Origin of the sequence: Synechococcus sp. KORDI-100 (genome assembly GCF_000737535.1) — a bacterium.
Lineage (GTDB): Bacteria > Cyanobacteriota > Cyanobacteriia > PCC-6307 > Cyanobiaceae > Parasynechococcus.
Genome location: NZ_CP006269.1, coordinates 2,460,087 through 2,482,922 on the forward strand (window position 1 = coordinate 2,460,087; position 22,836 = coordinate 2,482,922).

At 55.9% G+C, this 22,836-nt stretch carries 23 protein-coding genes, 1 tRNA gene and 2 pseudogenes; 13 read left to right on the forward strand and 13 right to left on the reverse strand.

Translation table 11 applies throughout. The features are described from left to right. From smc to KR100_RS16200, 3 genes are read left to right on the forward strand one after another with little or no spacing between them, the layout of a single operon-like run. The gene (smc, locus tag KR100_RS12730) at positions 1–3,603 is read left to right on the forward strand and encodes a chromosome segregation protein SMC (protein ID WP_038546716.1); all 3,603 of its coding nucleotides are present in this window, start codon (positions 1–3) and stop codon (positions 3,601–3,603) included. Positions 3,604–3,639: 36 nt separating this feature from the next. Then, entirely contained in the window at positions 3,640–4,743 is a 1,104-nt protein-coding gene (locus KR100_RS12735) for a PRC-barrel domain-containing protein (protein WP_071839939.1), read from the forward strand. A 24-nt stretch (positions 4,744–4,767) separates the two neighbouring features. Beyond that, positions 4,768–5,073: a hypothetical protein gene (locus tag KR100_RS16200; RefSeq protein WP_156098114.1), complete on the forward strand. Its 306-nt coding sequence runs from the start codon at positions 4,768–4,770 to the stop codon at positions 5,071–5,073. A gap of 3 nt (positions 5,074–5,076) precedes the next feature. Here KR100_RS16200 and msrB read toward each other — a convergent pair whose 3' ends face one another. From msrB to KR100_RS12755, 3 genes are all read right to left on the reverse strand, one after another. Next, positions 5,077–5,481 (reverse strand): peptide-methionine (R)-S-oxide reductase MsrB, encoded by a 405-nt coding sequence (gene msrB / locus KR100_RS12745; RefSeq protein ID WP_038546722.1) that lies wholly within the window; start codon positions 5,479–5,481, stop codon positions 5,077–5,079. A gap of 27 nt (positions 5,482–5,508) precedes the next feature. Further along, positions 5,509–6,780: a hypothetical protein gene (locus KR100_RS12750; protein ID WP_038546724.1), complete on the reverse strand. Its 1,272-nt coding sequence runs from the start codon at positions 6,778–6,780 to the stop codon at positions 5,509–5,511. Between the two features lie 11 nt (positions 6,781–6,791). Beyond that, a tRNA-Leu gene (locus tag KR100_RS12755) sits at positions 6,792–6,873 on the reverse strand. 117 nt (positions 6,874–6,990) lie between these two features. On the opposite strand from KR100_RS12755, the gene accC reads away from it, so the two are divergent. Continuing rightward, a complete protein-coding gene (accC, locus tag KR100_RS12760) occupies positions 6,991–8,337 on the forward strand; it encodes an acetyl-CoA carboxylase biotin carboxylase subunit (protein WP_038546727.1) in 1,347 nt (448 codons plus the stop codon). 47 nt (positions 8,338–8,384) lie between these two features. Here accC and KR100_RS12765 read toward each other — a convergent pair whose 3' ends face one another. Then, positions 8,385–8,708, reverse strand: coding sequence for a YggT family protein (locus tag KR100_RS12765; protein ID WP_038546730.1), 324 nt, complete (start codon positions 8,706–8,708; stop codon positions 8,385–8,387). Positions 8,709–8,796: 88 nt separating this feature from the next. Here KR100_RS12765 and psbX point away from each other — a divergent pair, with 88 nt between their 5' ends. The 4 genes from psbX to KR100_RS12785 are packed head-to-tail and all read left to right on the forward strand — an operon-like array spanning position 8,797 to position 10,894. Further along, complete coding sequence (gene psbX, locus KR100_RS12770) at positions 8,797–8,919, forward strand: photosystem II reaction center X protein (RefSeq protein ID WP_038546734.1); 123 nt, start codon at positions 8,797–8,799, stop codon at positions 8,917–8,919. A 48-nt stretch (positions 8,920–8,967) separates the two neighbouring features. Continuing rightward, positions 8,968–9,873 (forward strand): Ycf66 family protein, encoded by a 906-nt coding sequence (locus KR100_RS12775; protein ID WP_038546738.1) that lies wholly within the window; start codon positions 8,968–8,970, stop codon positions 9,871–9,873. A 44-nt stretch (positions 9,874–9,917) separates the two neighbouring features. Continuing rightward, positions 9,918–10,424, forward strand: a complete 507-nt coding sequence (locus tag KR100_RS12780; protein WP_038546740.1) for a hypothetical protein — start codon at positions 9,918–9,920, stop codon at positions 10,422–10,424. Further along, complete coding sequence (locus tag KR100_RS12785; RefSeq protein ID WP_051847549.1) at positions 10,421–10,894, forward strand: hypothetical protein; 474 nt, start codon at positions 10,421–10,423, stop codon at positions 10,892–10,894. Before KR100_RS12780 ends, KR100_RS12785 begins: the two co-directional genes overlap by 4 nt. 1 nt (position 10,895) lies before the next feature. Here the strand turns inward: KR100_RS12785 and KR100_RS12790 are convergent, their stop codons facing one another. Genes KR100_RS12790 through KR100_RS12800 form a run of 3 tightly spaced genes read right to left on the reverse strand, consistent with a single transcriptional unit; the run spans position 10,896 to position 13,517 of the window. After that, a complete protein-coding gene (locus tag KR100_RS12790) occupies positions 10,896–11,135 on the reverse strand; it encodes a chlorophyll a/b-binding protein (RefSeq protein WP_038546743.1) in 240 nt (79 codons plus the stop codon). A gap of 9 nt (positions 11,136–11,144) precedes the next feature. Beyond that, complete coding sequence (locus tag KR100_RS12795) at positions 11,145–13,121, reverse strand: ABC transporter ATP-binding protein/permease (protein WP_038546746.1); 1,977 nt, start codon at positions 13,119–13,121, stop codon at positions 11,145–11,147. Between the two features lie 54 nt (positions 13,122–13,175). Then, positions 13,176–13,517, reverse strand: a complete 342-nt coding sequence (locus tag KR100_RS12800; protein WP_038546749.1) for a histidine triad nucleotide-binding protein — start codon at positions 13,515–13,517, stop codon at positions 13,176–13,178. A gap of 76 nt (positions 13,518–13,593) precedes the next feature. Between KR100_RS12800 and KR100_RS12805 the strand changes: the two are divergent. From KR100_RS12805 to KR100_RS16220, 5 genes and pseudogenes are all read left to right on the forward strand, one after another. Beyond that, positions 13,594–14,505: pseudogene (locus KR100_RS12805) on the forward strand (magnesium chelatase domain-containing protein); the annotation flags it as partial. 892 nt (positions 14,506–15,397) lie between these two features. Then, positions 15,398–15,736, forward strand: coding sequence for a hypothetical protein (locus tag KR100_RS16205; RefSeq protein WP_156098116.1), 339 nt, complete (start codon positions 15,398–15,400; stop codon positions 15,734–15,736). A 34-nt stretch (positions 15,737–15,770) separates the two neighbouring features. Further along, a complete protein-coding gene (locus KR100_RS16210; RefSeq protein WP_156098117.1) occupies positions 15,771–16,118 on the forward strand; it encodes a hypothetical protein in 348 nt (115 codons plus the stop codon). 107 nt (positions 16,119–16,225) lie between these two features. Further along, positions 16,226–16,549: a hypothetical protein gene (locus tag KR100_RS16215; RefSeq protein ID WP_156098118.1), complete on the forward strand. Its 324-nt coding sequence runs from the start codon at positions 16,226–16,228 to the stop codon at positions 16,547–16,549. Positions 16,550–16,590: 41 nt separating this feature from the next. Continuing rightward, positions 16,591–16,908, forward strand: a complete 318-nt coding sequence (locus KR100_RS16220; RefSeq protein WP_156098119.1) for a hypothetical protein — start codon at positions 16,591–16,593, stop codon at positions 16,906–16,908. Positions 16,909–17,046: 138 nt separating this feature from the next. On the opposite strand, the gene KR100_RS12810 is transcribed toward KR100_RS16220, so the two are convergent. From KR100_RS12810 to KR100_RS12830, 6 genes and pseudogenes are all read right to left on the reverse strand, one after another. Further along, positions 17,047–17,304, reverse strand: a complete 258-nt coding sequence (locus KR100_RS12810) for a Nif11-like leader peptide family natural product precursor (protein WP_038546752.1) — start codon at positions 17,302–17,304, stop codon at positions 17,047–17,049. Between the two features lie 780 nt (positions 17,305–18,084). Next, positions 18,085–18,456 (reverse strand): hypothetical protein, encoded by a 372-nt coding sequence (locus KR100_RS12815; protein WP_038546755.1) that lies wholly within the window; start codon positions 18,454–18,456, stop codon positions 18,085–18,087. Between the two features lie 268 nt (positions 18,457–18,724). Next, positions 18,725–18,904 (reverse strand): annotated as a pseudogene (locus KR100_RS15430) (Nif11-like leader peptide family RiPP precursor); the annotation flags it as partial. 2,101 nt (positions 18,905–21,005) lie between these two features. Next, on the reverse strand, positions 21,006–21,155 hold the full coding sequence (locus KR100_RS17080) for a helix-turn-helix domain-containing protein (RefSeq protein WP_081858924.1): 150 nt from the start codon (positions 21,153–21,155) through the stop codon (positions 21,006–21,008). Beyond that, on the reverse strand, positions 21,148–22,560 hold the full coding sequence (locus tag KR100_RS12825) for a site-specific integrase (protein WP_038546761.1): 1,413 nt from the start codon (positions 22,558–22,560) through the stop codon (positions 21,148–21,150). Before KR100_RS12825 ends, KR100_RS17080 begins: the two co-directional genes overlap by 8 nt. A 58-nt stretch (positions 22,561–22,618) precedes the next feature. Then, positions 22,619–22,807 (reverse strand): hypothetical protein, encoded by a 189-nt coding sequence (locus KR100_RS12830; RefSeq protein ID WP_038546764.1) that lies wholly within the window; start codon positions 22,805–22,807, stop codon positions 22,619–22,621. Positions 22,808–22,836: the final 29 nt, after the last annotated feature.

Consider the following 22,836-nt stretch of genomic DNA (forward strand, 5'->3'; position numbering starts at 1 on the left):
TTGGTTCACATCAATCAGGTCGGGCTGACGCACTTCAAGTCCTTTGGCGGGGCGATGACGATCCCTCTTGAGGAGGGATTCACGGTGGTGACTGGGCCCAATGGCTCAGGCAAGAGCAACATTCTCGATGGTGTGCTGTTCTGCCTGGGGCTGGCGACCAGCCGCGGAATGCGGGCAGACCGTCTGCCGGATCTGGTGAACAGCGGTGTTCTCAAAGCCGGCAAGTCGGCAGAGACCACCGTGAGTGTGCGGTTTGATCTCAACGACTGGACGCCTGATGCCGCCGATGAGGGGCTCGAAGCCCCAGAAGATGGTCCCTGGATTCGCGCAGATCAGCGGGAATGGACGGTGAGCCGCCGGCTTCGCGTGATGCCGGGAGGGTCCTACAGCTCCAGTTACAGCGCCGATGGGATCCCATGCAATCTGCAGCAACTGCAGACCCAGCTGCGGCGGCTGAGGATTGACCCTGAGGGCAGCAACGTCGTGATGCAGGGCGATGTCACCCGCATCGTCTCGATGAGCAACCGCGATCGCCGCGGCCTAATTGATGAACTCGCCGGCGTCGCGCTGTTCGACACCCGTATCGAACAGACCCGTCGCAAGCTCGACGACGTGCAGGAGCGGCAGGATCGCTGTCGGCTGATCGAGCAGGAATTGCTGAGCAGCCGTCAACGGCTGGAGCGGGACTGCGCCAAGGCCAGGCAGTACCAGGATCTGAGAGAGCAACTGCAGCTTGGTAAGCGCCAGGAGATGGTGCTGGCGTTTGAAGCCGCTCAGCAGGCTCTCAAGGATCTTGGCCAGCGCCAGCAGACGATCGAAGCCCAGGAGCAACGGGACACCGCGGCCATCGCTGAAGCCAAGCTGAGCCTCAGCAAAGCCGACACCCACTTTCAGGCCCTGCAGGAGCAGGTGAAGGCGTTGGGTGAGGACCAGCTGCTGGCTGTGCAGGCGGAACTGGCCGGACTCGACACCCGCGGCAGGGAACTGGAGCGGCAGGCCGGGCTTCACCAGGAGGAAGGCCAACGTCTGCAGGGCCTCCGCCACGACCTCGGCAGGCGCCGGCAGCAGTGGCAACAGCACAGCCGCGAACTTGAACAGGATCCGAATGAGGCCGCTCTGGCCAGCGCTGAGACCGATTGCCGGGGAGCTGAATCAGCTGTTGAGGTTTCGAGGCGGCGGCTGGCGGATGTTGCTGGCAGATCGGGGGCCTGGTTGGACGAACAGAAGCGACGCAGCGAACGGCGGCAGGACCTTCAGGCCAGCGTCGACCCCCTTCAGCAGGAACAGCAGCAACTGCAGGAACGCCTGCGGCAGGATGCAGAGCGACTCGACGAACTCAGCCGCGAACAGCTCCAGGACGGCAGCGAAGAAGAGGCGGTCAAGCAGCGACTCGACGCCCTCGACAGCGAGTGGCAAACCGTTCTGCAAAGCCTCAGCGAAGGCAAACAGTCCCTGCAGCAAACAGCTGAGTCGCTGGCGGTTCAGCAGCGCACGAGGGCCCGGTTGGAACAGGAACAGACCCGCCTGGAGCGCGAGATCGCCCGCCTGGACAGTCGCCGCGACGCTCTCCAGGAAAGCCGCGGGACCGGTGCCCTGCGCCTGCTGCTGGAAGCGGGCCTCGACGGCATTCATGGTCCTGTGGCGCAGCTTGGCGAGGTGGAGGAACGCCACCGCCTGGCCCTCGAGGTCGCAGCCGGTGCGCGCCTCGGACAGGTGGTCGTCGACGATGACCGCATCGCCGCACGGGCGATTGAACTGCTCAAAAGCCGCCGTGCCGGGCGTCTCACGTTCCTGCCCCTCAACAAGATCCGGGCATCAGGGGGCGGACATGCAGCCATGGCCCGTGGCACCAGCCCGAACGCCGACCATGGTCAGGGGCTGATCGGTCGCGCCGTGGAGCTGGTGCGCTACGAACCGATCTACGACGTGGTGTTCGCCTACGTCTTCGGAGACACGCTGGTGTTCCAGGACCTCTCAGCGGCCCGTCAGCGCCTCGGCCGCTCCCGCGCCGTCACCCTTGATGGTGAGCTGCTGGAGAAGAGCGGTGCCATGACCGGGGGCAGCTTCTCCAATCGCAGCAGCGGCCTAAGCTTCGGCAGCAGCGGCGACAGCGATGAAGCAGAACCGTTGCGGCGCCGGCTGCTGGAACTGGGCGAAACGATGGTGGCCTGCCGCCGTGAGGAAGCGAAGCTGAGCCAGGCCATCGAGCAGCAGAAGCCCTCGGTGCGGACGTTGGAACAACGCCAGGCCGCGCTGGTCGCCGAACGCAACGCCGCCCAGCGCAATCACGGCCCCATCGTCGAACGTCATCGGCAGCGTTCGGAACGGCTCAATCGCCTGCAGGCGGATCAGACAGAACAGCAACGACGCCTCCAGACCATCGCCACGCAACTGGAGCCGCTGCTCGAGGAACTCGCGCGGCTGAACCAGGCAGAGCTCAATGGCACCGGAAACGACGACGCCGGGGTCTGGCAACAGTTGCAGCAGGACCTTGAAGCCGCCGACGCCAACCTTGAGCGGGCACGACAGCGTCGTGATGATCTGCTCAATGCCCGGCGCGAACGACAACTGGCGCTGGAACGGCTGCACGATCAGCAGCAGGCGCTTGCCGCTGAAGAACAGCGACTTCAGGACGCCGTGCAGGCCCTCTCGACAGCGCATGGAGCCTGGCGCCAGCAACAACAGGAGCTGCAGGACCAGCGCAGCCGACTCGAAACCGATCAGAAACAGTTGCAGGAACGATTCGGCGAACAGCGCCGCGCCAGGGATGCAGCAGAAGCCGAGGTGTCCCGTCAGCGCCAGGCCTTGCAGCAAGCCGAATGGAACCTCGAGCGTCTCAAGGAGGAACGGGAGGGCCTGATCGAACAGCAGCGCAGTGGCAGCTTGCGCCTGCAGGAGATGGAGCAGGCCCTCCCTGATCCGCGCCCCGAGATTCCCGAAGCGATGCGGCTGGCGGGGCTCGAGGTCCTCCAGGCTGATCTCCAGGCGATCCAGCAGCGGATGGAAGCCCTCGAACCGGTGAACATGCTGGCCCTCGAGGAACTTGAGGCGCTCGAGCAACGCCTCGCGGAACTCAACGAACGACTGGGCGTGCTCAACAAGGAGCGGGAGGAACTGCTGCTGCGCATTGAAACCGTCGCCACCCTTCGACAGGAGGCCTTCATGGAGGCCTTCACGGCTGTGGATGGCCATTTCCGCGAGATCTTCGCCTCCCTCTCCGATGGGGACGGACACCTTCAACTCGAAAATCCGGAGGATCCCCTCGAAGGCGGGCTGACTCTGGTGGCCCATCCCAAAGGCAAGGCGGTGCGCCGGCTGGCGGCCATGTCCGGTGGGGAAAAATCCCTCACAGCCCTCAGCTTCCTGTTTGCTCTTCAGCGCTTCCGCCCATCCCCCTTCTACGCCCTCGATGAAGTGGACAGCTTTCTGGACGGGGTGAATGTGGAACGACTGGCAGCACTGATCGCTCGCCAGGCCGACCAGGCCCAATTCATGGTGGTCAGCCATCGACGACCCATGATCGCCGCCTCGCAGCGCACCATCGGCGTCACCCAGGCCCGCGGCGCTCACACCCAGGTGGTCGGTCTTCCGGATGCCGCCTGAGCTGGCGACTGAGAAGGCTTGCGCCAAAATGGCCAGATGAGTCAGACCCCTTCTGCGAACGACGCCCTGGTCGGCGTACCAAGCGACCGCCTGTGGTTGCGCTCTGAGTTGATGGGTACCCAGGTGATCACCCGTGATTCAGGACGTCGCCTCGGCGTGGTGGGGGAAGTGATCGTGGACATCGACCGCCGCGAGGTGGTGGCCGTCGGGTTGCGGGACAACCCTCTGACCCGTTTCTTGCCCGGTCTGCCCCGCTGGATGCCGCTGGATCGCATCCGCCAGGTCGGCGATGTGATTCTTGTGGATTCCGCCGATTCCCTCAGCGAAGGATTCAATCCGGATCGCTACAGCCGGGTGATCAACAGCCAGGTGATCACCGAGTCCGGTCGTCAGCTGGGCAGGGTGCTGGGCTTCGCCTTCGATATCGAAACGGGCGAACTCACCACTCTGGTGATGGGAGCACTGGGGGTTCCGCTGCTAGGTGAAGGCGTTCTCAGCACCTGGGAGATGCCCGTTGAGGAAATTGTCAGCAGCGGGCCGGATCGGATCATTGTTTATGAGGGCGCTGAGGACAAGCTCAAGCAACTCAGCAGCGGCGTGCTGGAAAAACTGGGTGTCGGCGGCCCCAGCTGGGAGGAACAGGAGCGGGAGCGCTACCGCGTCAACCTGGTGCCGGTGGAGAACCAGCTCGGCGCCGGTCAGCCCGTTGAGCAGGATCAACGGCGGCTGAAAGCATCCGAAAGCGAACGCTTCGAAGCGGATGAAGAGCTGGAGTACGTCGAACTTGAGGATCGCCGTCAGGAGATGGCCTCACGCAGGCTGTATCTCGACGAACCGGAGGATCGCTACCGCCCCCGCGAAGAACCCGCCGATCGCTACCGCCCTCGCAACGAGCCCGTTGATCGCTTCGGGTCCCGCGACGAGGAGCGCTACGAGCCTGAGCCACCACCAGGACGCGTTGTGCCTGCTTCCCGTCGTCCGGCCCAGCAACCCGGCGAGCCCCTTGATGTTGAGCCAATGCAACGCCAGCGGGATGAACCGCGTCGCGAGGTCCGGAAGAACAGCAGCGACAGCCTGAACGACGGCCTCAACAACAGTCGTGACAACAGCCTCGATGACAGCCTCGACGATCCCTGGTGATGCGGTTCAATGCGAACGTCTTGAGTGCGGAACCCCTTTGGCACAGCGCCTGTCCGCCGACCTCGCGCTGTACCGAGCCAACACACCAGCACGCGCATCACACCCGTCGTTGTTTATCGAGGACTGGTGCTAGTGATGCTCGGATTGTTTGCCCATGCCGTGGCGAAACCAACCGCTCTCGACCGCTGCATTCGCAGCCGCTATCAGCAGGTCCTCGACAGCCATCAGCTCAGTGACAATCAGATCACCACACAGATCCGTCAGAGCGAATTCAACAAAGCGACCAACTTCTGCAACGGCGGCACGGGGAGGCTGAACTGGAGCAACTGACCCTCAACGTTGTTCAAACGCCAGCGATGCACTGTTGACGCAGTACCGCTGGCCTGTTGGTGCCGGGCCATCCGGGAAGACATGACCGAGATGGGCATCACACCGGGCGCAATTGATTTCAGTGCGCACCATGCCATGGGCGAGGTCCTGTTTCGTGGTGATCGCCTCCGGGGAGACACCGTCCCAGAAACTCGGCCAGCCCGTGCCTGAGTCGAACTTGGTCTCCGAGCTGAACAGCGGAGATCCGCAGCAGACGCAGTGGTAAATCCCGGTGGCCTTGTTGTTCCAGAAGGCGCCCGTGAATGCCCGTTCGGTTCCACCACAGCGCGTCACCTGAAACTGCTCAGGAGTCAGGGACGCCTTCCATTCCTCACTGCTGCGCTCGAGACGCTCAGGGCTGGTGGTCATCACGCGGCAAGATCTGCGTGGTGCACCCTAAGCAGATTCGATCGCCTTGGGCAGCAGGGCCCGAACCTCCTCAGCAAGGGCGTTCACGGCACCTGAGCGGCCACGCAACGCTCGAAGATCCTGACGTTGCCCCTCCAGCCGCCCGGGTGCCGCAAGCCAGGAGGCGGCCTCCTCAGCGATCTGCTGAGGCGTGATCGCCCCCACCCGCTCAGGCACCACCACCCGCCCGGCATGGATGTTGGGCCATGCCATCAAACCGTTGTGACGCAGTCGCCAGAGGGTGAGCAGGACACCGATCAGTCGCCTGAACCCCGGCAGACGGGCCAGCAAACCCAAACCCCCATCCCAGGCCTGCATGACCTCCAGATGCTGGGTTGGAACGAGCACGATCATCGGCACCGCCAAAGCCCCCAGCTCAGCTGTGTTCGCCCCCACCGTGGTGAGGGCCAGATCGCACTGGCTGAGCGCCGCATGGGCCGGATGTCGGTCAAGCAGCTCGATCCGCGTACCAGCTGCCGTCACAAGCCACCCCTCACCCACCTCAGCCACGGTGACCCGATAGTCCGCAGCGATCGGGTTTTCCCGGCCTGCAAACCACAACAATTCCGCCACGCTGGTGGTCGGCGCAACCGGCAGAAGGAAACGACACCCGGGCCGGCCCTGGGCCAGGCGGTCGGCCGTGTCCAGCAGAAACGGCACACCAATCGAGAGCTTGGCGCGCTTGGAACCCGGCAACAGCGCCACCCATTCGCCGCGGGGAAGTGGGTCATCCCCGCGGGCAAAGGACGACAGGTCCGCCATCAGATCACCCACAACCCGGCAGCGGTGGCGCTGGGCGGGGGGCAGCTGATCGCGAACAGCGTCGGACATGGCCGCCACACGATCGTTCCAGCGCGGCCAGCGGGCCACCCATTCGGCATAGGTGATGTGGCGGTAGCCCAACCGCGCCGAGAGGAGGACGGTCCAGAACTGATCACCGCCGAGGAACACCACCACCCCCCGCCGCGGCCAGGGGCCGAAACGACGGGGGCGCAACAGCAGGCTCCAGAAATGACGGGCGGGAAGAATGCGCTCGAACTGATGCCAGGGTCGCGCCGCCTCCACCTCATGACCGGTGGCATTCGGGCAGGGCACCAGCACCAGTTGCAGCGACATCACCGCATCAGGCGTGCGCGGGCGCAGCGGCAAGGTGGCATGCAGACGCTCAGCAAGAGGACGCACCCAGGTGGAGAGCTCGCCTGGACCGTTACTGACGAGAACGACGGCGAGTCCTGAATCGGCCTGCGCTGGACTAGCCAAGGAAAAGGAAGTGCGGATGGCGAGACTTGAACTCGCAAGGCCGAAGCCACACGCCCCTCAAACGTGCGTGTCTACCAATTCCACCACATCCGCGTGGTCGATTCGGCCACGCGGACCGGATCGAAAAAGGATCATACCGGCCAGTGGAGCGGCCTCTGGCCGGGCTGATCGTCGCTGATACGATCCGGCCTCTGGCTTATCTGCTGCGGGATGCCCATCGGCAAAGTCCTGATCGCCAACCGCGGCGAAATCGCTCTCAGGATTCTTCGCAGCTGTCGGGAATTGGGGATCGCCACTGTCGCGGTGTACAGCACGGTGGATCGCGATGCGCTGCACGTTCAGCTGGCCGATGAGGCCGTGTGCGTCGGCGAAGCCCTGAGCAGCAAGAGCTACCTGAACGTTCCCAACATCCTGGCGGCAGCGACATCCCGCGGGGTCGACGCCATTCACCCCGGTTACGGCTTCCTGGCTGAAAACGATCGATTCGCGGAGATCTGCCGGGACCACGGCATTACCTTCATCGGCCCATCCCCCCACGCGATCCGGTCCATGGGGGACAAATCAACGGCGAAAGCGACGATGCAGACCGTTGGCGTGCCAACGGTTCCCGGCAATGAAGGGTTGCTGGCCAGTCCCCAGGAAGCCGCCGAGCTCGCGGCCCAGATGGGCTATCCCGTGATGATCAAGGCCACAGCAGGGGGGGGTGGTCGCGGCATGCGCCTCGTGCCTGGACCCGATCAGCTGGAGAATCTGTTCAAGGCCGCGCAGGGAGAGGCGGAGGCCGCCTTCGGCAATCCAGGGCTTTACATGGAGAAGTTCATCGACCGGCCCAGGCACGTCGAGGTGCAGGTGCTCGCCGACCGCCATGGAAACGTCGTCCACCTCGGAGAGCGGGACTGCTCGATTCAGCGACGCCATCAGAAGCTCCTGGAGGAAGCCCCGAGCCCCGCTCTGGACCCTGAGCTGCGTCGCCGGATGGGGGAAGCCGCTGTCGCCGCGGCCCGGAGCATCGACTACGAGGGTGCCGGAACGGTGGAGTTCCTGCTGGATCGCAGTGGCGGCTTCTATTTCATGGAGATGAACACCCGTATCCAGGTGGAGCATCCCGTCACTGAAATGGTGACGGGAATCGATCTGATCGCGGAACAGCTGCGAATCGCTGGTGGTGAGCCGATCAGCGTGCGCCAGGACGAGATCCGGATGAACGGCCACGCCATCGAGTGCCGGATCAACGCCGAGGATGCCAGCCACAACTTCCGACCGGCACCCGGCAGGATCACGGGCTGGCTTCCGCCGGGAGGTCCTGGTGTGCGCGTCGACAGCCACGTTTACACCGGTTACGACATCCCGCCCTTCTACGACTCACTGATCGGCAAACTGATCGTCTGGGGTCGTGACCGCACCAGTGCGATGACCAGGATGAAACGCGCCCTGAATGAATGTGCGGTCACCGGGATCCCCACCACCGTGGAATTCCACCTGGACCTGCTGGAACGTCGGGAGTTCATCGAGGGCGATGTTCACACCAAATTCGTTGAACAGGACATGCTCAACTGACCGACGTCTGCGTTGATTTGATTGGCTCGGCTCAAGTCGGCTCGGCGTCAGCCGACCGACAGCTGAGAGCGAAGCAGGATCTGGGAGAGCAGACCTTGCTGGCCCACGAGCAGTTCCCGGATCAGGCTGACCAAACCGACCCAGATGACGGGAGTGACATCAACACCGCCGATCGGGGCCACCAGTCGCCTGCTGAAGGACAACACAGCTTCGGTTGGCCAGGCGATCAAGGGCCAGGCTCCCCGACTGAGATCAACCTGGGGATACCAGGTGAGCACGATCCGCAGAAGAAAGGCCACGGTCCAAAACGCCAGCAACAACCCGAGTCCCAGGTGGATCGCTGGAAGAAGCTGCAGGAGCAGTGGCGTCACAAAGATCAACGCAATGCACGTCGCATCGTAGAAAGCGGGTCCTGCTCCTTAAGATCGTCGCGGTTCAACCGCAGTCAACTTCAGCGCCATGACCCCCTCCCTGTCCAATTTTCTGAACAGCCTGCTCTGGGGAGGCGTGATTGTGGTGGTGCCCGTCACGATCGCCCTGATCCTCGTCAGCCAGACAGACCGACTCGACCGCAAGCTCTGATCTTCACTGGCGCCCCTCGTAAACTGAGGACCACGAGGAGGCGGATCTTTGGTTAACGCCAGTCTTAACTGGGCCAGCATCGTCGGAATCGTGCTGGCCGTCGGTGGAGCTTTGCTCTACTTCATGAGGTCGTTCAAGCCAGCGCTCGCAAGGGATTACGACGTTTTCTTTGCGGCGATCGGCCTTCTCTGCGGAGGGATTCTGTTCTTCCAGGGGTGGAGACTCGACCCGATCCTCCAGTTCGGGCAGTTCCTGCTTGCGGGAACAACGGTGTTCTTCGCCTACGAAAGTGTGCGCCTCCGTGGCGTCGCCACGGAACAGGCCAGGCGTTCGGCGTACTTCGATGATGAGCCAGCGCCACCACGCAGCCCTGCCGGGGGGTTGCGCGGTGGATGGGACGAGCCCTACGAACGCTTTGATGAACCGCAACCGCTCCGCCGGCGCTTCAGCGGTAGCGATGAGGATCCCGAAGAACGAACTGAAGAAGACTTCTACCGACCGAGGCGCAGCAGCCGAGCAGCGATTCCCGAGCAGGCCGCCAGCCGCAGACCACGTGGCCGGGATGACGCACAGGGCGACTGGGATCGGGATGACGAGCGCAGCCGCCGGCTCGCACGGTTCCGTGCAGGCGAAGAAACCAGCGATCGACGCCCCGACTTTGGGGACCGTCGCAACCAACGTGATGGTCAGAAGCGCGGCAGCAGGCCAGGCGGTCGAGCCAGCAGCCTCGATCGAGAGCCTCGCGACTCACCTCGCGACACCCCACGTGGTGCCCCGGTGAAGCCGGCAGCCGAGGATGCCGCCTTCAGTCCAAGGAAGAACGCAAGGCCGCTCCAGGGCCCCAAGGATGAAGGTTCATCCGTGGGTTCCGCTGCTGGCAGCCGGCCAACACCGCGTAGCTCCCGACCACGGCAAAGCGGTCCGCGGGACAACAGTTCCCGCTTCGACGACTGAAACGCCCTGACGGTCCGCTGCTGCAGCTGTTGATCATCCCTTCGATGATCCTGCTGGCGACCAGCGGCTGCTCAGGACGCAGCGAACGGTCCGCCGGCACCCTGCTCGATCGCAGCCAGCAGGACCCTGCCATCAGTGGAGACGGTCGATTCCTCGCCGTGATCAGTGAACGGCGCGGCCGACCAAGTGTTCAACTCAGGGATCTGAGGGATGGCAGCATCCTTCCCCTGTCTCAACTCAATCGACACCAGCCCCACAGTTCACCATCCCTGAGCTGGAATGGGCGCTATCTGGCCCTGATCACACAACGGGGCCAGCGTCGACTCGCCGTCGTGGCCGACCGCCTCACCGGCCGACTCCACCCGCTCCCGCTTCCGGGTGGCAGGGACCCGGTGAAGCTGAGCCTGGCTCCGGATGGTCGCCAGCTGGCCCTGCAAGTGGCGGATCAAGGGCAATGGCGGGTGGAACTGCTTGATCTCAGTTCCATGCTGGAAGCGGATCGACCGGGGGGTGCCAGGACGACGACACCCGCCACCAATCTGTCGCCATGAAGGGGACGGGGGCTGCGCTTCTCCTGCTGCTCTTGATCGGTTGCAGCGATCCGCGGCCGCTGCCACGCAGCGATCTCAATGGTTTTCTGCGCCAGGCCGGCAGCCGAAGAGATCCAGCCCTGGGTGAGCGCTGGCTGGCCAGCCTCACCCAGCGGGGCGGACGGGAGCGCATTGAACTGATCGATTTACGCAACCGCCAACCTGTCCCACTGCCAGGGTTGAACAGGGCTGATGGCCAACCGATCGACGTTTCCGTCAGTGCCGATGGTGAACGCCTCGCGATTGTCGAGCAACGGCAGGGCCGCACGGAGCTGTTGCTGTATCGGCGGAGTCAGGCAGCCGTCCAGAGAGTGCCGATCGAGCCTGCCGGTGTGCCTCGGGCCGTCAGTCTTGATGCTCAGGGGAAGCGCTTGGCGGTTCAGGTCAGCCGAGACGGCCGCTGGCAGGTGGACCTGATCCGACTGCCCTGAATCAGCGAACCAGACCGGCCCAGTGGAGAAAACTGTCACCACTGAGGATTTCGATCAGGAGCACCGCCGCGAATCCCAGCATGGCGAAACGCCCATTGACCCGCTCGGCGTAGGCGCTCCAGCCAAAGGCGGGAACATCCGACGTGGTGGCTGACGTCGCGGATGCCGACGTATCGGATGCTGATGTCGTCGGTTCTGACGTCGTGGGATCGCCCGGGGGCTCAGAAGGGCTGTTGGTCATCCGAGGGATTCAGGGACGCCCGAAGTCATAGCTGGCAGCGGGGATCAGCCGCCATTCATCAGTGCCGGACAGTTCCAGCACGGTGTCGTGGAACGCCTTCAACGTGGGCCTGTGGCCGACGCTGATGAACGACACCTCACGATCACGCAGAAGCGCATACAGGCGCGATTCCGTTTCCACATCCAAAGCACTCGTGGCTTCATCGAGCACCACAACCTTGGGTGAATTCAGCAGCAACCTTGCGAAGGCGAGCCGTTGCTGCTCTCCCAGAGACAGCAGCCGCGGCCAATCCTGCTTGATGTCGAGATCGGGGTAGCGCTGCATCAATTTGCTCAGCATCACCTGGTCGAGAACGGCACGCAGCTGGTCATCACTGAAGCGGGCCTGATCCAGGGGATAACAGAGCTGTTCCCGGAGCGAGCCGAGAGCCATGTAGGGCTTCTGGGGAATGAACAGCAAATCCCCCTGTCCAGGGGACTCGACCGTTCCGGTCGGTGATCCCCAGAGACCACTCACCACACGGAGCAGAGAGGTCTTGCCGCATCCGGAGGGTCCGACAACGAGAAGTCCCTCGGCGACGTCCAGCGAAAAACTCAGATCGCGGACCAGCACGTTGTCCGTCCGAGGAGTTTTGACCGTGACACCTCTCAACGCCAATCGATCGGAAGAAACGATCTTGGGAACAAAATCACTCCATTCCTCGGGATCAAGATTGGACACATTTGATTGGAAACCCTCCAACCTGTTCACAGAAGCGGAGAAGCGAGCCAGTGCCTCAATGTTGTAGACAATGAAAAACAGCGAATTTTCAACAAGGTTGTAGGCGACATTGGCTTGGGCGAAGCCGCCATAGTCCATTTTACCTGCCAGAATTGGTGCGGCCAGTATCAGATAAGGGATGAAATTGCTGGCGTAAATACTGGATCGTTGCAGCACCCGCAGCAGCACCTCCCAGACAATCAGCAGATTGAAGTTTTCAACCACCGTGGCGAGGCGCCGTGTGACCTCCTTCGACTCCTGCTGTTCTCCCGAATAGAAAGCGATGGATTCGGCATTGTCACGGATCCGCACCAGTCCGTAACGAAAATCGGCCTCGTAGCGCAGCTGAAAATTGTTCAGTCGCACCAGCTTCCTGCCGGCCACGATCATCAGGATTGAGACGGCAGATGCATAGATCAACAGAGCAAACGTCAAACTCTCACTGACGGAATAAAGAATCAGGATATTGAGAGAAAAAGTGAGAATTGAATCAAAAATGTTGATCGCAAACTCCAATGCCTGAGCCGTGAAATCCTTGACGTCCTCTGAAATCCGTTGATCAGGATTGTCAACATTTGTGGCCTGCTCATCATTCGGATTGAGCACATAATACGCACGATCCTGCAGATAATCATCCACCAGGCTCAGCGACAACCATTCCCGCCAGAACAGACCAAGTTTCCGGGTGAAATAAAACTGGAGACTGCGAATCGGAAGCGCGACTGCAAAACAAGCCCCGTAAACCCAGAGATTGCGATACGACGCTTCTCCATCCCTGGCGATCAGGGCATTGGTGAGATCACGGGCAATGAAGGTGATCCCAGCGTTGACGCCGTTCACACACAGCAGCATCAGAATGATCACCCCTAGAAACAGCCAGGGAAGCCATCGGCGGTAACGCAATTGCCCCCGCTCAGAGGCGAACGCCACAACTCCCACCAGAAACAGGGCGCTGATTCCCGCACCCCAGCCGCGGGACCAGATCATCGCCAGGGATGACTGGACGCCTCCGAAGTACTGACCGGTCAACTCCGGCATTAACCAGGTGAGGCCATTCATCAGGCCGGTGACCAGGAACAGAACGATCCCGGCGACGCAGAAGAGCAGGCAAACCAGCAGTCCGAAGAACTGCCAGCCGTTGTCCTCTGTGTATGGGAAAAAGTAGGGCTGAGACAGTCGACGCAACTTGGCGGACTGATCGCGAAGGTTCTGAAGCTGGTGGATCATGCCACTGCTGAACTGCCGTCAGTCTGGCTGGGACTGCCTCTCTTCGCTGCCACCTCAGCCGGGGGGCCAGGCCAGGGGACGACCGCCGATCACATGCACATGCAGGTGGAAAACGGTCTGACCGGCAGCGGCGCCACTGTTGATCACCGCGCGCCAGTCCTCAAGTCCCTCCTGTTTGGCCACCTTGGCAGCCACCAACAGCAGATGGCCCAGAAGCGCCTGATGCTCCGCAGCAGCGGCACGAAGGCTTTCGATCGGCTGGCGCGGGATCACCAAAACATGAACAGGCGCCTGGGGAGCGATATCACGAAAGGCGAGACAGAGATCGTCGCTGTAGACCTCATCACAGGGAATCTCGCTGCGGAGGATCTTCCCGAAAATCGTGTCATCCGCCATGGGTCGGGGGAGTAGGAACTGCCGAAAGGTGGGACAGGCAGGGCATGGATCTCATACCTCGTCCAATTCCCTGCCGATGCTGGCACGTTGTCTGAGTGCATCCATTCAGGGCCTTGATGCCCGCCCCGTCACGGTCGAGGTTGACCTGGCGCCGGGTCTCCCCGGAGTCCAGCTCGTGGGACTGCCGGACGAGGCGATCCAGGAATCGAGGGAACGGGTGCGTTCCGCTCTTCGCAACAGCGGGTTTCGAGGTCCTCTGGTCAGGGTGGTCATCAACCTGGCCCCGGCGGATGAACGCAAGGAGGGACCCTCCTTCGATCTCCCGATCGCCCTGGCCCTGCTGGTGGCGAGCGGCCAGCTGGATGCACCGCTGCTGGATGGACTCTGGTGTGCCGGAGAACTGGGTCTTGATGGCGGTCTGCGTCCATGCCGAGGTGTGATCGCCATTGCCGAACTGGCGGCTCGGGCTGGAGCCAGAGCACTGCTCGTCCCGCCGGACAACGCCAACGAAGCCGCCTTGATCCCGGCCCTCACTGTGGGGACCGCCCAGAATCTGCGGGAGCTGGTGGAACAGTTGAAGCAGCGGCGCCCGGGACGGTCGCTGCCGAGGATGAGCCTACGAGCTCACGCCATACCAAGGGATCGAGCTGATCTGCCCGATAGCGAGATGGGAGCGCAAGCCCTGGCGCTCGCGGCCGCTGGCGGCCATCACCTGCTGCTGGTGGGGCCACCGGGCTGCGGCAAAACCCGACTGGCCCAGTCTCTGCTTCAACTGCTTCCACCACCGGAGGACAAGGAAGCATTGACCGTGACCAAAATTCACTCGGTGGCAGGGATGTTGAGCCAACCAGCGGATCTGCAACGCCAGCGGCCCTTCCGTGCTCCCCACCATCGCTGCACCGCAGCCGCCCTGCTTGGAGGCGGTCTCCATCCCAGCCCCGGTGAACTGAGCCTGGCCCATGCGGGAGTCCTGTTTTTCGATGAACTATGAGACACTTTGCAATGTGGCCTAGATCCTAGTCATAGCTTGAATCAGCTGCAGCGACAGCGAGTTGGTATTTGGTTGGTATCTGTTGAGTGGTTGGTATTGGCATGGATTGGCGTGGCTGATACCGAGCCTGTAAGACCCCTGAAAGGCTCCACAGCAGGCCGTAGATCTATTGTTGATACAAACTACCTTGATGAGGTTTTGATAGCATTACAGGCCAATATAAGTGGAGTTAGTGTGGTCAAAGAAGGTAAGATATAGCCGCTACAGATCACAACAAAAAACACGTTATATGTGGATTTGCTAACACAACATACACCATAGAAAGTGTTACTTGCTGTGCACATGTTGCATGAGTTATAGATAGATAGTTAAATGGTTATGTATCCCGCTTGCCACTTGCACTCACGTGCGTGGCTGCGCTCCATTACGCATGGATGGCTGAGAGCAGCAGAGCTTATTGAGAATCAAAAGTTGCTAGCACTGCTATGCATGGCCAGGTATTCAGTCAGTAACCAGCACCAGCCTTGTCATACCAATGGATCTTGGCAGGCATACCAACTTAATCAGTCAGGTCATACCAACCTTCGACTAGATACGGTATCTATCTCGCGCCGATTTACAAAACAAAAGAGAGGGGGGGGGGTGGCCTATTCAGACATCAATTCCCAGCGCCAAAACTGCAGCAATTACAGAAAATAAATCAAACCAGTCAGGATTAGATTTACAGGGTCAAGTCAAAGTGTCATCCGCTGGTGTAATTCATAAATACATACATGCACATGCCTCCTTCCTTCTAGCCCTTCCAAAAAAATAAAAAGAGGAGGGGGTATAGGGGGAATTTGCGCACTTCCTATACTATATATCCCTTCACAAAATTATGTCATTTTCCATGAGGTCATTACTTAGAACTGTTCCACTCATCGGCTCACTCCTCATCTCGGCTGCTCCAGTTCAGGCCATTGAAACATTTGAGGAGTTAATGGAAGCTTGTAATGCTTCAGAAGAAATAGATAATATTTGTACAAAAGCTGGTGTATTTAGTGGTACTGTTTTTACTGTGAGTTTGCTTTGTGAATTAGAAGAAAAAGGCAGTCTTACAAGAGAGGAGTTAGTTTTGAATTGGGATGAATTTGTTGAGGAGAATGGTATGACAACACCACTGTCGCAGGAAGCAGTAGAGTTTACACTAAAAAATTTCCCAGACTGTTCACTTAAACCTAAGTTATAGGTTCCAGCATCGTCAATTCTGTCAGGCTAGTCCTATGAAACTCCTTCCACTCATCGGTGCACTACTCATTTCAGCAGCAACAGTTCAGGCTTTTGAAACACTTGAGGGGTTAGATAAAGCAACACTTGAGGAGTTAGATGAAGCATGTCTTGAAACAAATGAAAATTTTCTGTTGTGTCAAGGAAAAGCTCTGGCGACTTCTGCACGAAACAGAGTTGACGTGCTTTGTGAGTTAGTGAGGCAAGACTTAATTACAACACAAAATGCAGTTAAGATGTGGAACAAATATAATGAAACTTATGGCCATCCTTTATGGACTCAAGCAGCAAATAGTGTGTTGGAAGAATATCATCCGAATTGCCCAATTAAAACGGTTCCTTGAATAAGCCTAAGGATTTGAAGAAATCTCTAGAGATTCCAGAGGATGCTCAATGGAAGCTGTTCCCGGTGGATTGAGATGCGATTATTAGACCTTGCAGGTTGTCTCTTATGAATTTCCTTCCACTCATCGGTGCACTGCTTCTTTCAACAGCACCAGTTCAGGCTTTTGAAACATACGATGAATATGTCAACGCTTGCATTTCTTCAGAAGAAAACACAAAGCTATGTGATAGATCTGCTGAATGGCATTCTGCTGTGTTTGTCACAAACACACTTTGTAAATTAGAGTGGAGAGGTTTCCTTACAGCAGAAGAAGTAACTAGATATTGGGAAGAGGTTGAACTCAGTCCTCAACCCGATAATCTGCGCAAAGAAGGAGTGAATTTCATGCTAAGAACTCATCCGACATGTTCAATTAAACCTATTCCTTAGTTGATAACTTCATGCATCATCAGTTCTTTCAGGCTAGTCCCATGAAACTCCTTCCACTCATCGGCTCACTCCTCATCTCAGCTGCTCCAGTTCAGGCTATTGAAACATTTGAGGAGCTAGATAAAGCTTGTAATGCTTCAGAAGAAATATATACTACTTGCACAAAAGCTGGTATATTTGTTGGTACTTTTTCATGGGTGAGTTTGCTTTGTGAATTAGAAGCAAAAGGCAGTCTTACAAGAAAGGAGACAGTTTTGACTTGGACTGAATTTGTTCAGAAGAATGGTATGACACCACTGTCGGACAATGCATTAGAGATGTCATTAGAAAAGTTCCCAGAATGTTCAATTAAACCTTAGTTGTAGCTTCCAGCAAAAAGGCTCTACAACAAGCGACGAAGATTTACCATTTAAATTGGATTAATTGAAGCAATAAAAAAACCCTCTAAATGCAGAGGCTTGAGTGTGTGGAATTTATATCTATCTTCCTACAAAAATCTAACACCCCCCAGTAACAAATACGCACACAGAATTCCCCGTCCAGCCGCCACCCCCAGCTGCGCCTTCCAGTTCCTCGTCTGACAATTCTACCGTTGTCGATTGCATTGATTGAATATCTTCTGAGGTAATTGAAAATCCAGCTTCTTTGGCGATTTGAAGAGCAGCATCTGCATCTGCAGCTCCATTGAGCTTTTCCTGAAGGCTGGTGTCGCCTTTGACTTTCTCTAGAAAGGCTTTGAGTTGCTCTTCTGACATTGGTGATAGAGGAAGCCTGCACTGTTGTTAGCAATATCAGTGGTCAGGTGATGTTCCGTAAGGCACAGAGTGCCTAGCAATAAAAATCCCCGCCATTACTGACAGGGTGGTGTGTGTGAGGCTTGTCGGGAGATGGGCAGCACAATCAACTTCACTTCGCCCATGATTTTTCTGAGCAGGGACCACCTGTGAACCGCCCACCACAGATATCGAACTTGTAGGGAGACCCGTCTGGATCACCTTGGTACAGAACCTTGTTGTGGGGTGTGAATCTCACGACCATCTGAGTCGCATATCCACCGATATATTCCGAGTAGCCATATTGCCAACCAAGCTCAGATTCGAAGTGGTTGCCCGCCACTACACTTGAGCATTGCCTTGCAAGCTTCTGTACCTCACATCTGCCCTTATAGCAGATTTGCATGAGTCCTTCTGCGGGACCACAACCCGCTTGAACAGGAGGCAAAAGAGAAATGGCCACTCCAGCCAAAGCCGGAGCAGGAAGAAGCCATTGAAGTACCTTCATAAAGCACAAGACTGCACTACAAATACAGTATCAATCGTTGTGCAAAAGCTGTCATCCCTCACCTAGACAGGGAGAAACATCCATCAGGGATATTAGCCAGCCATACAGAAGAAGAGCACCATTCAGGTAGGCACAGAGCACCTCGCAATAAAAATCTCCGCCATTGCTGACGGGGTGAAGTGTGTGAGATTTTGTCGAAAGAAGGATAGCGACAACAACGCCCCCTGCTTTTCCCTTGTGGGTCTTGTATTGCATCAATTCTTTAGGAGGGGATATAAAAACTGCCTGTAGATCCAAAAAGCAAATATCATCGAAGGCAAATCAACCACAATCCAGTTAGCAATCCTGGTCTGCTCGTATGTTTTGCAAAAAGGTATTTTAATTCTCCAGCCACGAGCCCTTTGAATCCAATAGTTGTGCTCTCTTTGTTTGTAACAAATCTCTCTGAAGAAGATGAAGTATTTCGTTTCGCGAACCCTTATCCCCAGCCTACTCTCATTCTCTGCGTCGCTCCATTCATAGCTTTCATCTTCGACAAATTTACCTTTTTCCCATCGATTCCATGCCCAATGACTGGTGCTGATGCTGCCGCTTTGGTTGTACTGCACCCACATCACTGTTCCCATAGGGAATCGACTTCCTCGTCTGAAGGATTTTCCTAAGTAATCTTATCCATAATCTGGAAGGGGGCAAGCCAGTACAAGATCACTTGTGACCTTGCTCACATGGACGACAAGGCAATAAAAAACCCCGCCATTGCTGACGGGGTGAAGTGTGAATTGTGCCAGGTATTGAAGGCTGATTGATGGGGTTAGTCAGACGATTGAAGCAATAAAAAGCTCTGTCAATGCAGGGGCTGTGACGGCGTAGGATCCCAATCTATACCCCTATATCTCAACACTTTATCGTACACGCAGCAGTTACCCCTATATCTCCAGTCACAAGACATCGTCCACCGCGAGCTGCACCTTCTTCCAGCTCATCATCTGACAATTCTATTGTTGCCGATTGCATTGATTGAATATCTTCTACGGTAATTGCAAACCCAGCTTCTTTCGCAATCTCCACTACAGCGTCTGAATCTGCATCTGTGACATTTACAGACCTCGAGACTTGGCACGAACTGCTTGCCTAACTGAGTCAATGACAGTATCTGCCTGACCAGATCTCGAGCCATTCATATCAACAGGCGCAGAGGGTTTCTGAGGTTGCTGTAAAGGCTGTATTTGCTGACCAAGATTCTTCTTAAGGATCTGACTTCTGATTACATCAGCCGGATCAGTGCATTGTTGTTGTGATGAGTTCATAATAAATTTCGCTTCATAGTTGCCTTGATAGCAAGTAAATGTTCTTTGATTGACCTATTAAATATGTGATCCAATACGCCTCTTTGTGTCGTCGTATTGATAAAGTTTTCACAAGTAGCACCAGGACTCACCCTCCAATTACTGTCGGTTCCTAGTGCATATGTTGATGGTGATTAGATGCCAGTGAGCTATGCATCCGCCTGAATGGTGCTCTTCTTCTGTATGGGGTGTCATTGCCTACTCGGCGTGTTTCTCCCCTGTATAACGTAGCGATTACCAACTAAACCCTGTTGCCGCACCTAATGTTTGGGGATTAGTGATAGACGATTAGGTACACACCCTAAGGTGCTTTGTCTTATACTTAGCCGCTATCTCTTTCATCCGTTCTGCATGGTCCCTGTTGCGTTGCTTTCCGGCTTCACTGAGAAACTTGTAGCAACGAATCAGCCTGTCAAGGATCCTTGCCTTCGACTGACCAATCGTGTCTGCGTGCACCTCAAGCTTCTTCCAAGCCGTTGAACCTATCCAAAGATTGATCTGATGCTTACCTGTTGAACCATTCCGGCTTCGTGTCAGTGGCTCGTTGGGTTCGTTCCAGAAGTAGCGGTTGATTGTGTTGACCTCTGAGGCATGGGACACGTAACAAGGCAACCCGTTAATCAGCATCCGTTCAATCAGTGCCGACTGTGTGATTCCTTCATGTGCAGCCCTAGCTTTAAAATTCTCGTAAGCCTCTGATCCAATCTTGGCTGATAGCTTCTTTTGAGTTGCATGGACTGACGGCTTACCGTCTACCGTCTTGGCTTTCTTGAAGTCTTGACGTGACTCTTTTAGTTTTTTCTTGTGTACCTTTGATCTTTTGTCAGTGTCATTTAGTCGATCGTTAGTTCTTTATTTTTCAAGTCAGGTTTTCTACCCCTATACCACGTATTTTAGCACGATATTTAGTGATATGTCAATACTTAATGAATACATAGCATTAGCATGTGCAGCCCTATTGAGAACTAGATATGGTGTTTGAGACGGTAAATGAGACAAGCTATTCGCAAGCCAACACTCCTTCATAAACGATACCTACCTTACACACCTGCGCTTTGGCTGACGCCAGCTACGGTGGTTTGATAACGGTATCTATTCAGGAGATGTTGTTTGCTCACTGGGTTTAGGTGGTTTTTATTGTGATGTTATTAATGGCATAGATCATCATGTTATCAAGATGTCCAGATGGTAGTGATAGTAAGGGTTACAGCTCGTTTAACAACAGTAGTAACAGCTTCGATTAGCTTCGCTTAGCTCAGCTAATCTCAGCTAGTTTCACCTTAACCTTTGCTGGTGTGTCTTTTGGGCTGTTTTGCCCCACCCTTCCTTTAATGGTTTCCCTCCCCATTCCTTGTATAGGCAGCTGTAAGAGATTTCACACAACAGTTCATCTGTTGATTGTGAACAACGGGGTGACAAATAGAAGCATGCATTCCATCTAAGATGCCTAGAAGGCTCTACAACATGCCTTAATGTACGGTCAGGTGGTATGACATAGACAGCCTATTTGAACGGCCTCTGAAGCGATCCTGAGAGGAGTTCCACGCTTAGATAGTAATCTAGACGAAACTACTTAGCGTTGCAAGCATGTGCACCTGCATATAATATAGATGTAGTGGTTGATAACCAAAGACACCATATGTAGAGATTGAGACATGAATGATACGCAGATAAGACTACTTATTGAGAATTAGCATATGCCACTGTACTCAACACGGCTGCACTCTTGGATCTCCATAGCTTGCTTTAGCTCCGTTGCTCTATGACACCAGTACACGGCGTCTCGTCTACCTTGTGCATTGTTCATCTTTTCTAAACAGCTCTCGTATTCATTGCTGAGTTAATTGCACTTCTTGTTCATACTTTCTAATTCGTCTCCGTAAGGTTTTTTGGTCTATCTTGAAATAGGCAGCTATCACTGACCACGTGATACCACTATCGTACATTTGTATGGCTTGTGTTAGTTGCTTGTTATTCATTGTTAAATAGATCTATTTTCTTAGCTTGTAGTAATTTCTTACCTAGTTCAGGTAACGTTAACTCTGCACCTTTCCTACGTAAGTTAAGTCTTGCATAAGTCTTCTGTGTCTCCACAATACTGTGCCCTGCCATCTGCGCTACTTCCATAACAGGAATGCCCTTCATCAATTGATCTTCAATAAAGGAGCTGCGCATGCTGTACAAGGTGTAAGGGTGAGGGCTGAAACGATGACCACTCAACTTATCCTTAAGTTCATTACGTATGTCACGCCATACCTCACCGTAATGCTTGTAAGAGAATGGCTTCCAATATCTACGTGGATCACCAAAGACATAGCTATCCTTAGTAATAACAAGGTCTTTAGCTTGGTTATCTTTGATCCACTGCTCTAACCATGCTTTCCACCTTTGAAGCTCTCTTGCTTGGTTAGCTGGTATCTCCCTAGCTTGTTGTGTCTTTGCTCTGATTGTCCTTACATATGCTACTTCCCACTTAACACGTTCAGCCTTGCTATTAACTCTACCTTCATCGATGATCTCAATTTGCTTCCACTTTAACTTCAATACTTCTTCAGGTGACATTCCAGTGTTCTTAGCAAATAGCAAGTAATGCCAGAAGATATTTCTAAAGATCCAACCTGATTGATTCTCTTGATGTAGTGGTCGTTTCCTCCACTCATCCCTCACGAAATCAATAATCGTCTTCCAGTCTTCTGGTGTTATGGCAGGGTTCTTCATCAGGTCAGTATCACGAATGACAGTCTTAGGCAAGAACAAGTCATCAAGATACAAGGTGCTATCTAAGTAGCGATGCTTCACCAGATAGTTACGACACCACTCCTTAATCAACATAATCTCTTGACGCCTAACTAATGGTGTTGCTGTGCTTCTGTAAATTGGATACTCGTTAAACGTAAAACTATCTATCTGTGCTGTCATTGTTACTCCTTTGCTCGCCAAGTAAGGCACAACATGAAGCCTGAACTTACGTTCCTTAGCCTCAACTGTCTTTCTGTTCAGTAACCCTGCTTCAACCTTATCAATCTCAGCAGCAATCCAACTCTTAACTGCTATGTCTACTGGCTGAGACCTTGGCTTACGACTGACAACCTCAATGGATTGATAGCTCCTCTGTGGCCGTCCAAGGCCGCCCTGACTCTGACTCTGACCCGCTGCACCTGTTACAAAAGATAGATCAGGTTCAGCACGTAGCTCAGTAGCCACCTCAAATGCTTGATCAACAGCCTCATCCATTGATGAGACACCTTCGATCCTCCTTGTCCTGTAGCTCTTGGTGCCTGGTATCAGCTCACGATAGAAGTACTGACCAGCACTAGAGCCACTGCCATATAAGACAACAGCTCCACGCTTGCTGACCTTTCTTTTGTCAACGATCTTTGGCATCGTCGCTATCGCTCCTCATCGCTGTGGACGAACAAGTCCGCCCTGTGGGCTGTTCTCATCAGCTCTCAACCTCATACTCAAGATCAGTCAGCGCATCGAGTAGCTCTCCCATCGGACCATCTACCAGCGCATCCCATTGGTCGTCAGTAACTGAGTCCCGATAGGCAGCAAAGGCAGTGGTGACGATTGAAGCGTGGTCCAAGACGGCTTCAGCTTGCTGCAGTGCAGCATTGAGTTGGTTCATCATAGTTGGTATTGGGTTGGTATCAAGCAGTG

Coding starts and splice junctions, on each gene's coding strand:
- KR100_RS12735 (WP_071839939.1), top strand. CDS start 3,640: ATGAGTCAGACCCCTTCTGCGAACGACGCCCTGGTCGGCGTACCAAGC.
- msrB (WP_038546722.1), bottom strand. CDS start 5,481: ATGACCACCAGCCCTGAGCGTCTCGAGCGCAGCAGTGAGGAATGGAAG.
- accC (WP_038546727.1), top strand. CDS start 6,991: ATGCCCATCGGCAAAGTCCTGATCGCCAACCGCGGCGAAATCGCTCTC.
- psbX (WP_038546734.1), top strand. CDS start 8,797: ATGACCCCCTCCCTGTCCAATTTTCTGAACAGCCTGCTCTGGGGAGGC.
- KR100_RS12780 (WP_038546740.1), top strand. CDS start 9,918: ATGATCCTGCTGGCGACCAGCGGCTGCTCAGGACGCAGCGAACGGTCC.
- KR100_RS12785 (WP_051847549.1), top strand. CDS start 10,421: ATGAAGGGGACGGGGGCTGCGCTTCTCCTGCTGCTCTTGATCGGTTGC.
- KR100_RS12790 (WP_038546743.1), bottom strand. CDS start 11,135: ATGACCAACAGCCCTTCTGAGCCCCCGGGCGATCCCACGACGTCAGAA.
- KR100_RS12795 (WP_038546746.1), bottom strand. CDS start 13,121: ATGATCCACCAGCTTCAGAACCTTCGCGATCAGTCCGCCAAGTTGCGT.
- KR100_RS12800 (WP_038546749.1), bottom strand. CDS start 13,517: ATGGCGGATGACACGATTTTCGGGAAGATCCTCCGCAGCGAGATTCCC.
- KR100_RS16205 (WP_156098116.1), top strand. CDS start 15,398: ATGAGGTCATTACTTAGAACTGTTCCACTCATCGGCTCACTCCTCATC.
- KR100_RS16210 (WP_156098117.1), top strand. CDS start 15,771: ATGAAACTCCTTCCACTCATCGGTGCACTACTCATTTCAGCAGCAACA.
- KR100_RS16215 (WP_156098118.1), top strand. CDS start 16,226: ATGAATTTCCTTCCACTCATCGGTGCACTGCTTCTTTCAACAGCACCA.
- KR100_RS16220 (WP_156098119.1), top strand. CDS start 16,591: ATGAAACTCCTTCCACTCATCGGCTCACTCCTCATCTCAGCTGCTCCA.
- KR100_RS12810 (WP_038546752.1), bottom strand. CDS start 17,304: ATGTCAGAAGAGCAACTCAAAGCCTTTCTAGAGAAAGTCAAAGGCGAC.
- KR100_RS12815 (WP_038546755.1), bottom strand. CDS start 18,456: ATGGGAACAGTGATGTGGGTGCAGTACAACCAAAGCGGCAGCATCAGC.
- KR100_RS17080 (WP_081858924.1), bottom strand. CDS start 21,155: ATGAATAACAAGCAACTAACACAAGCCATACAAATGTACGATAGTGGT.
- KR100_RS12825 (WP_038546761.1), bottom strand. CDS start 22,560: ATGCCAAAGATCGTTGACAAAAGAAAGGTCAGCAAGCGTGGAGCTGTT.
- KR100_RS12830 (WP_038546764.1), bottom strand. CDS start 22,807: ATGATGAACCAACTCAATGCTGCACTGCAGCAAGCTGAAGCCGTCTTG.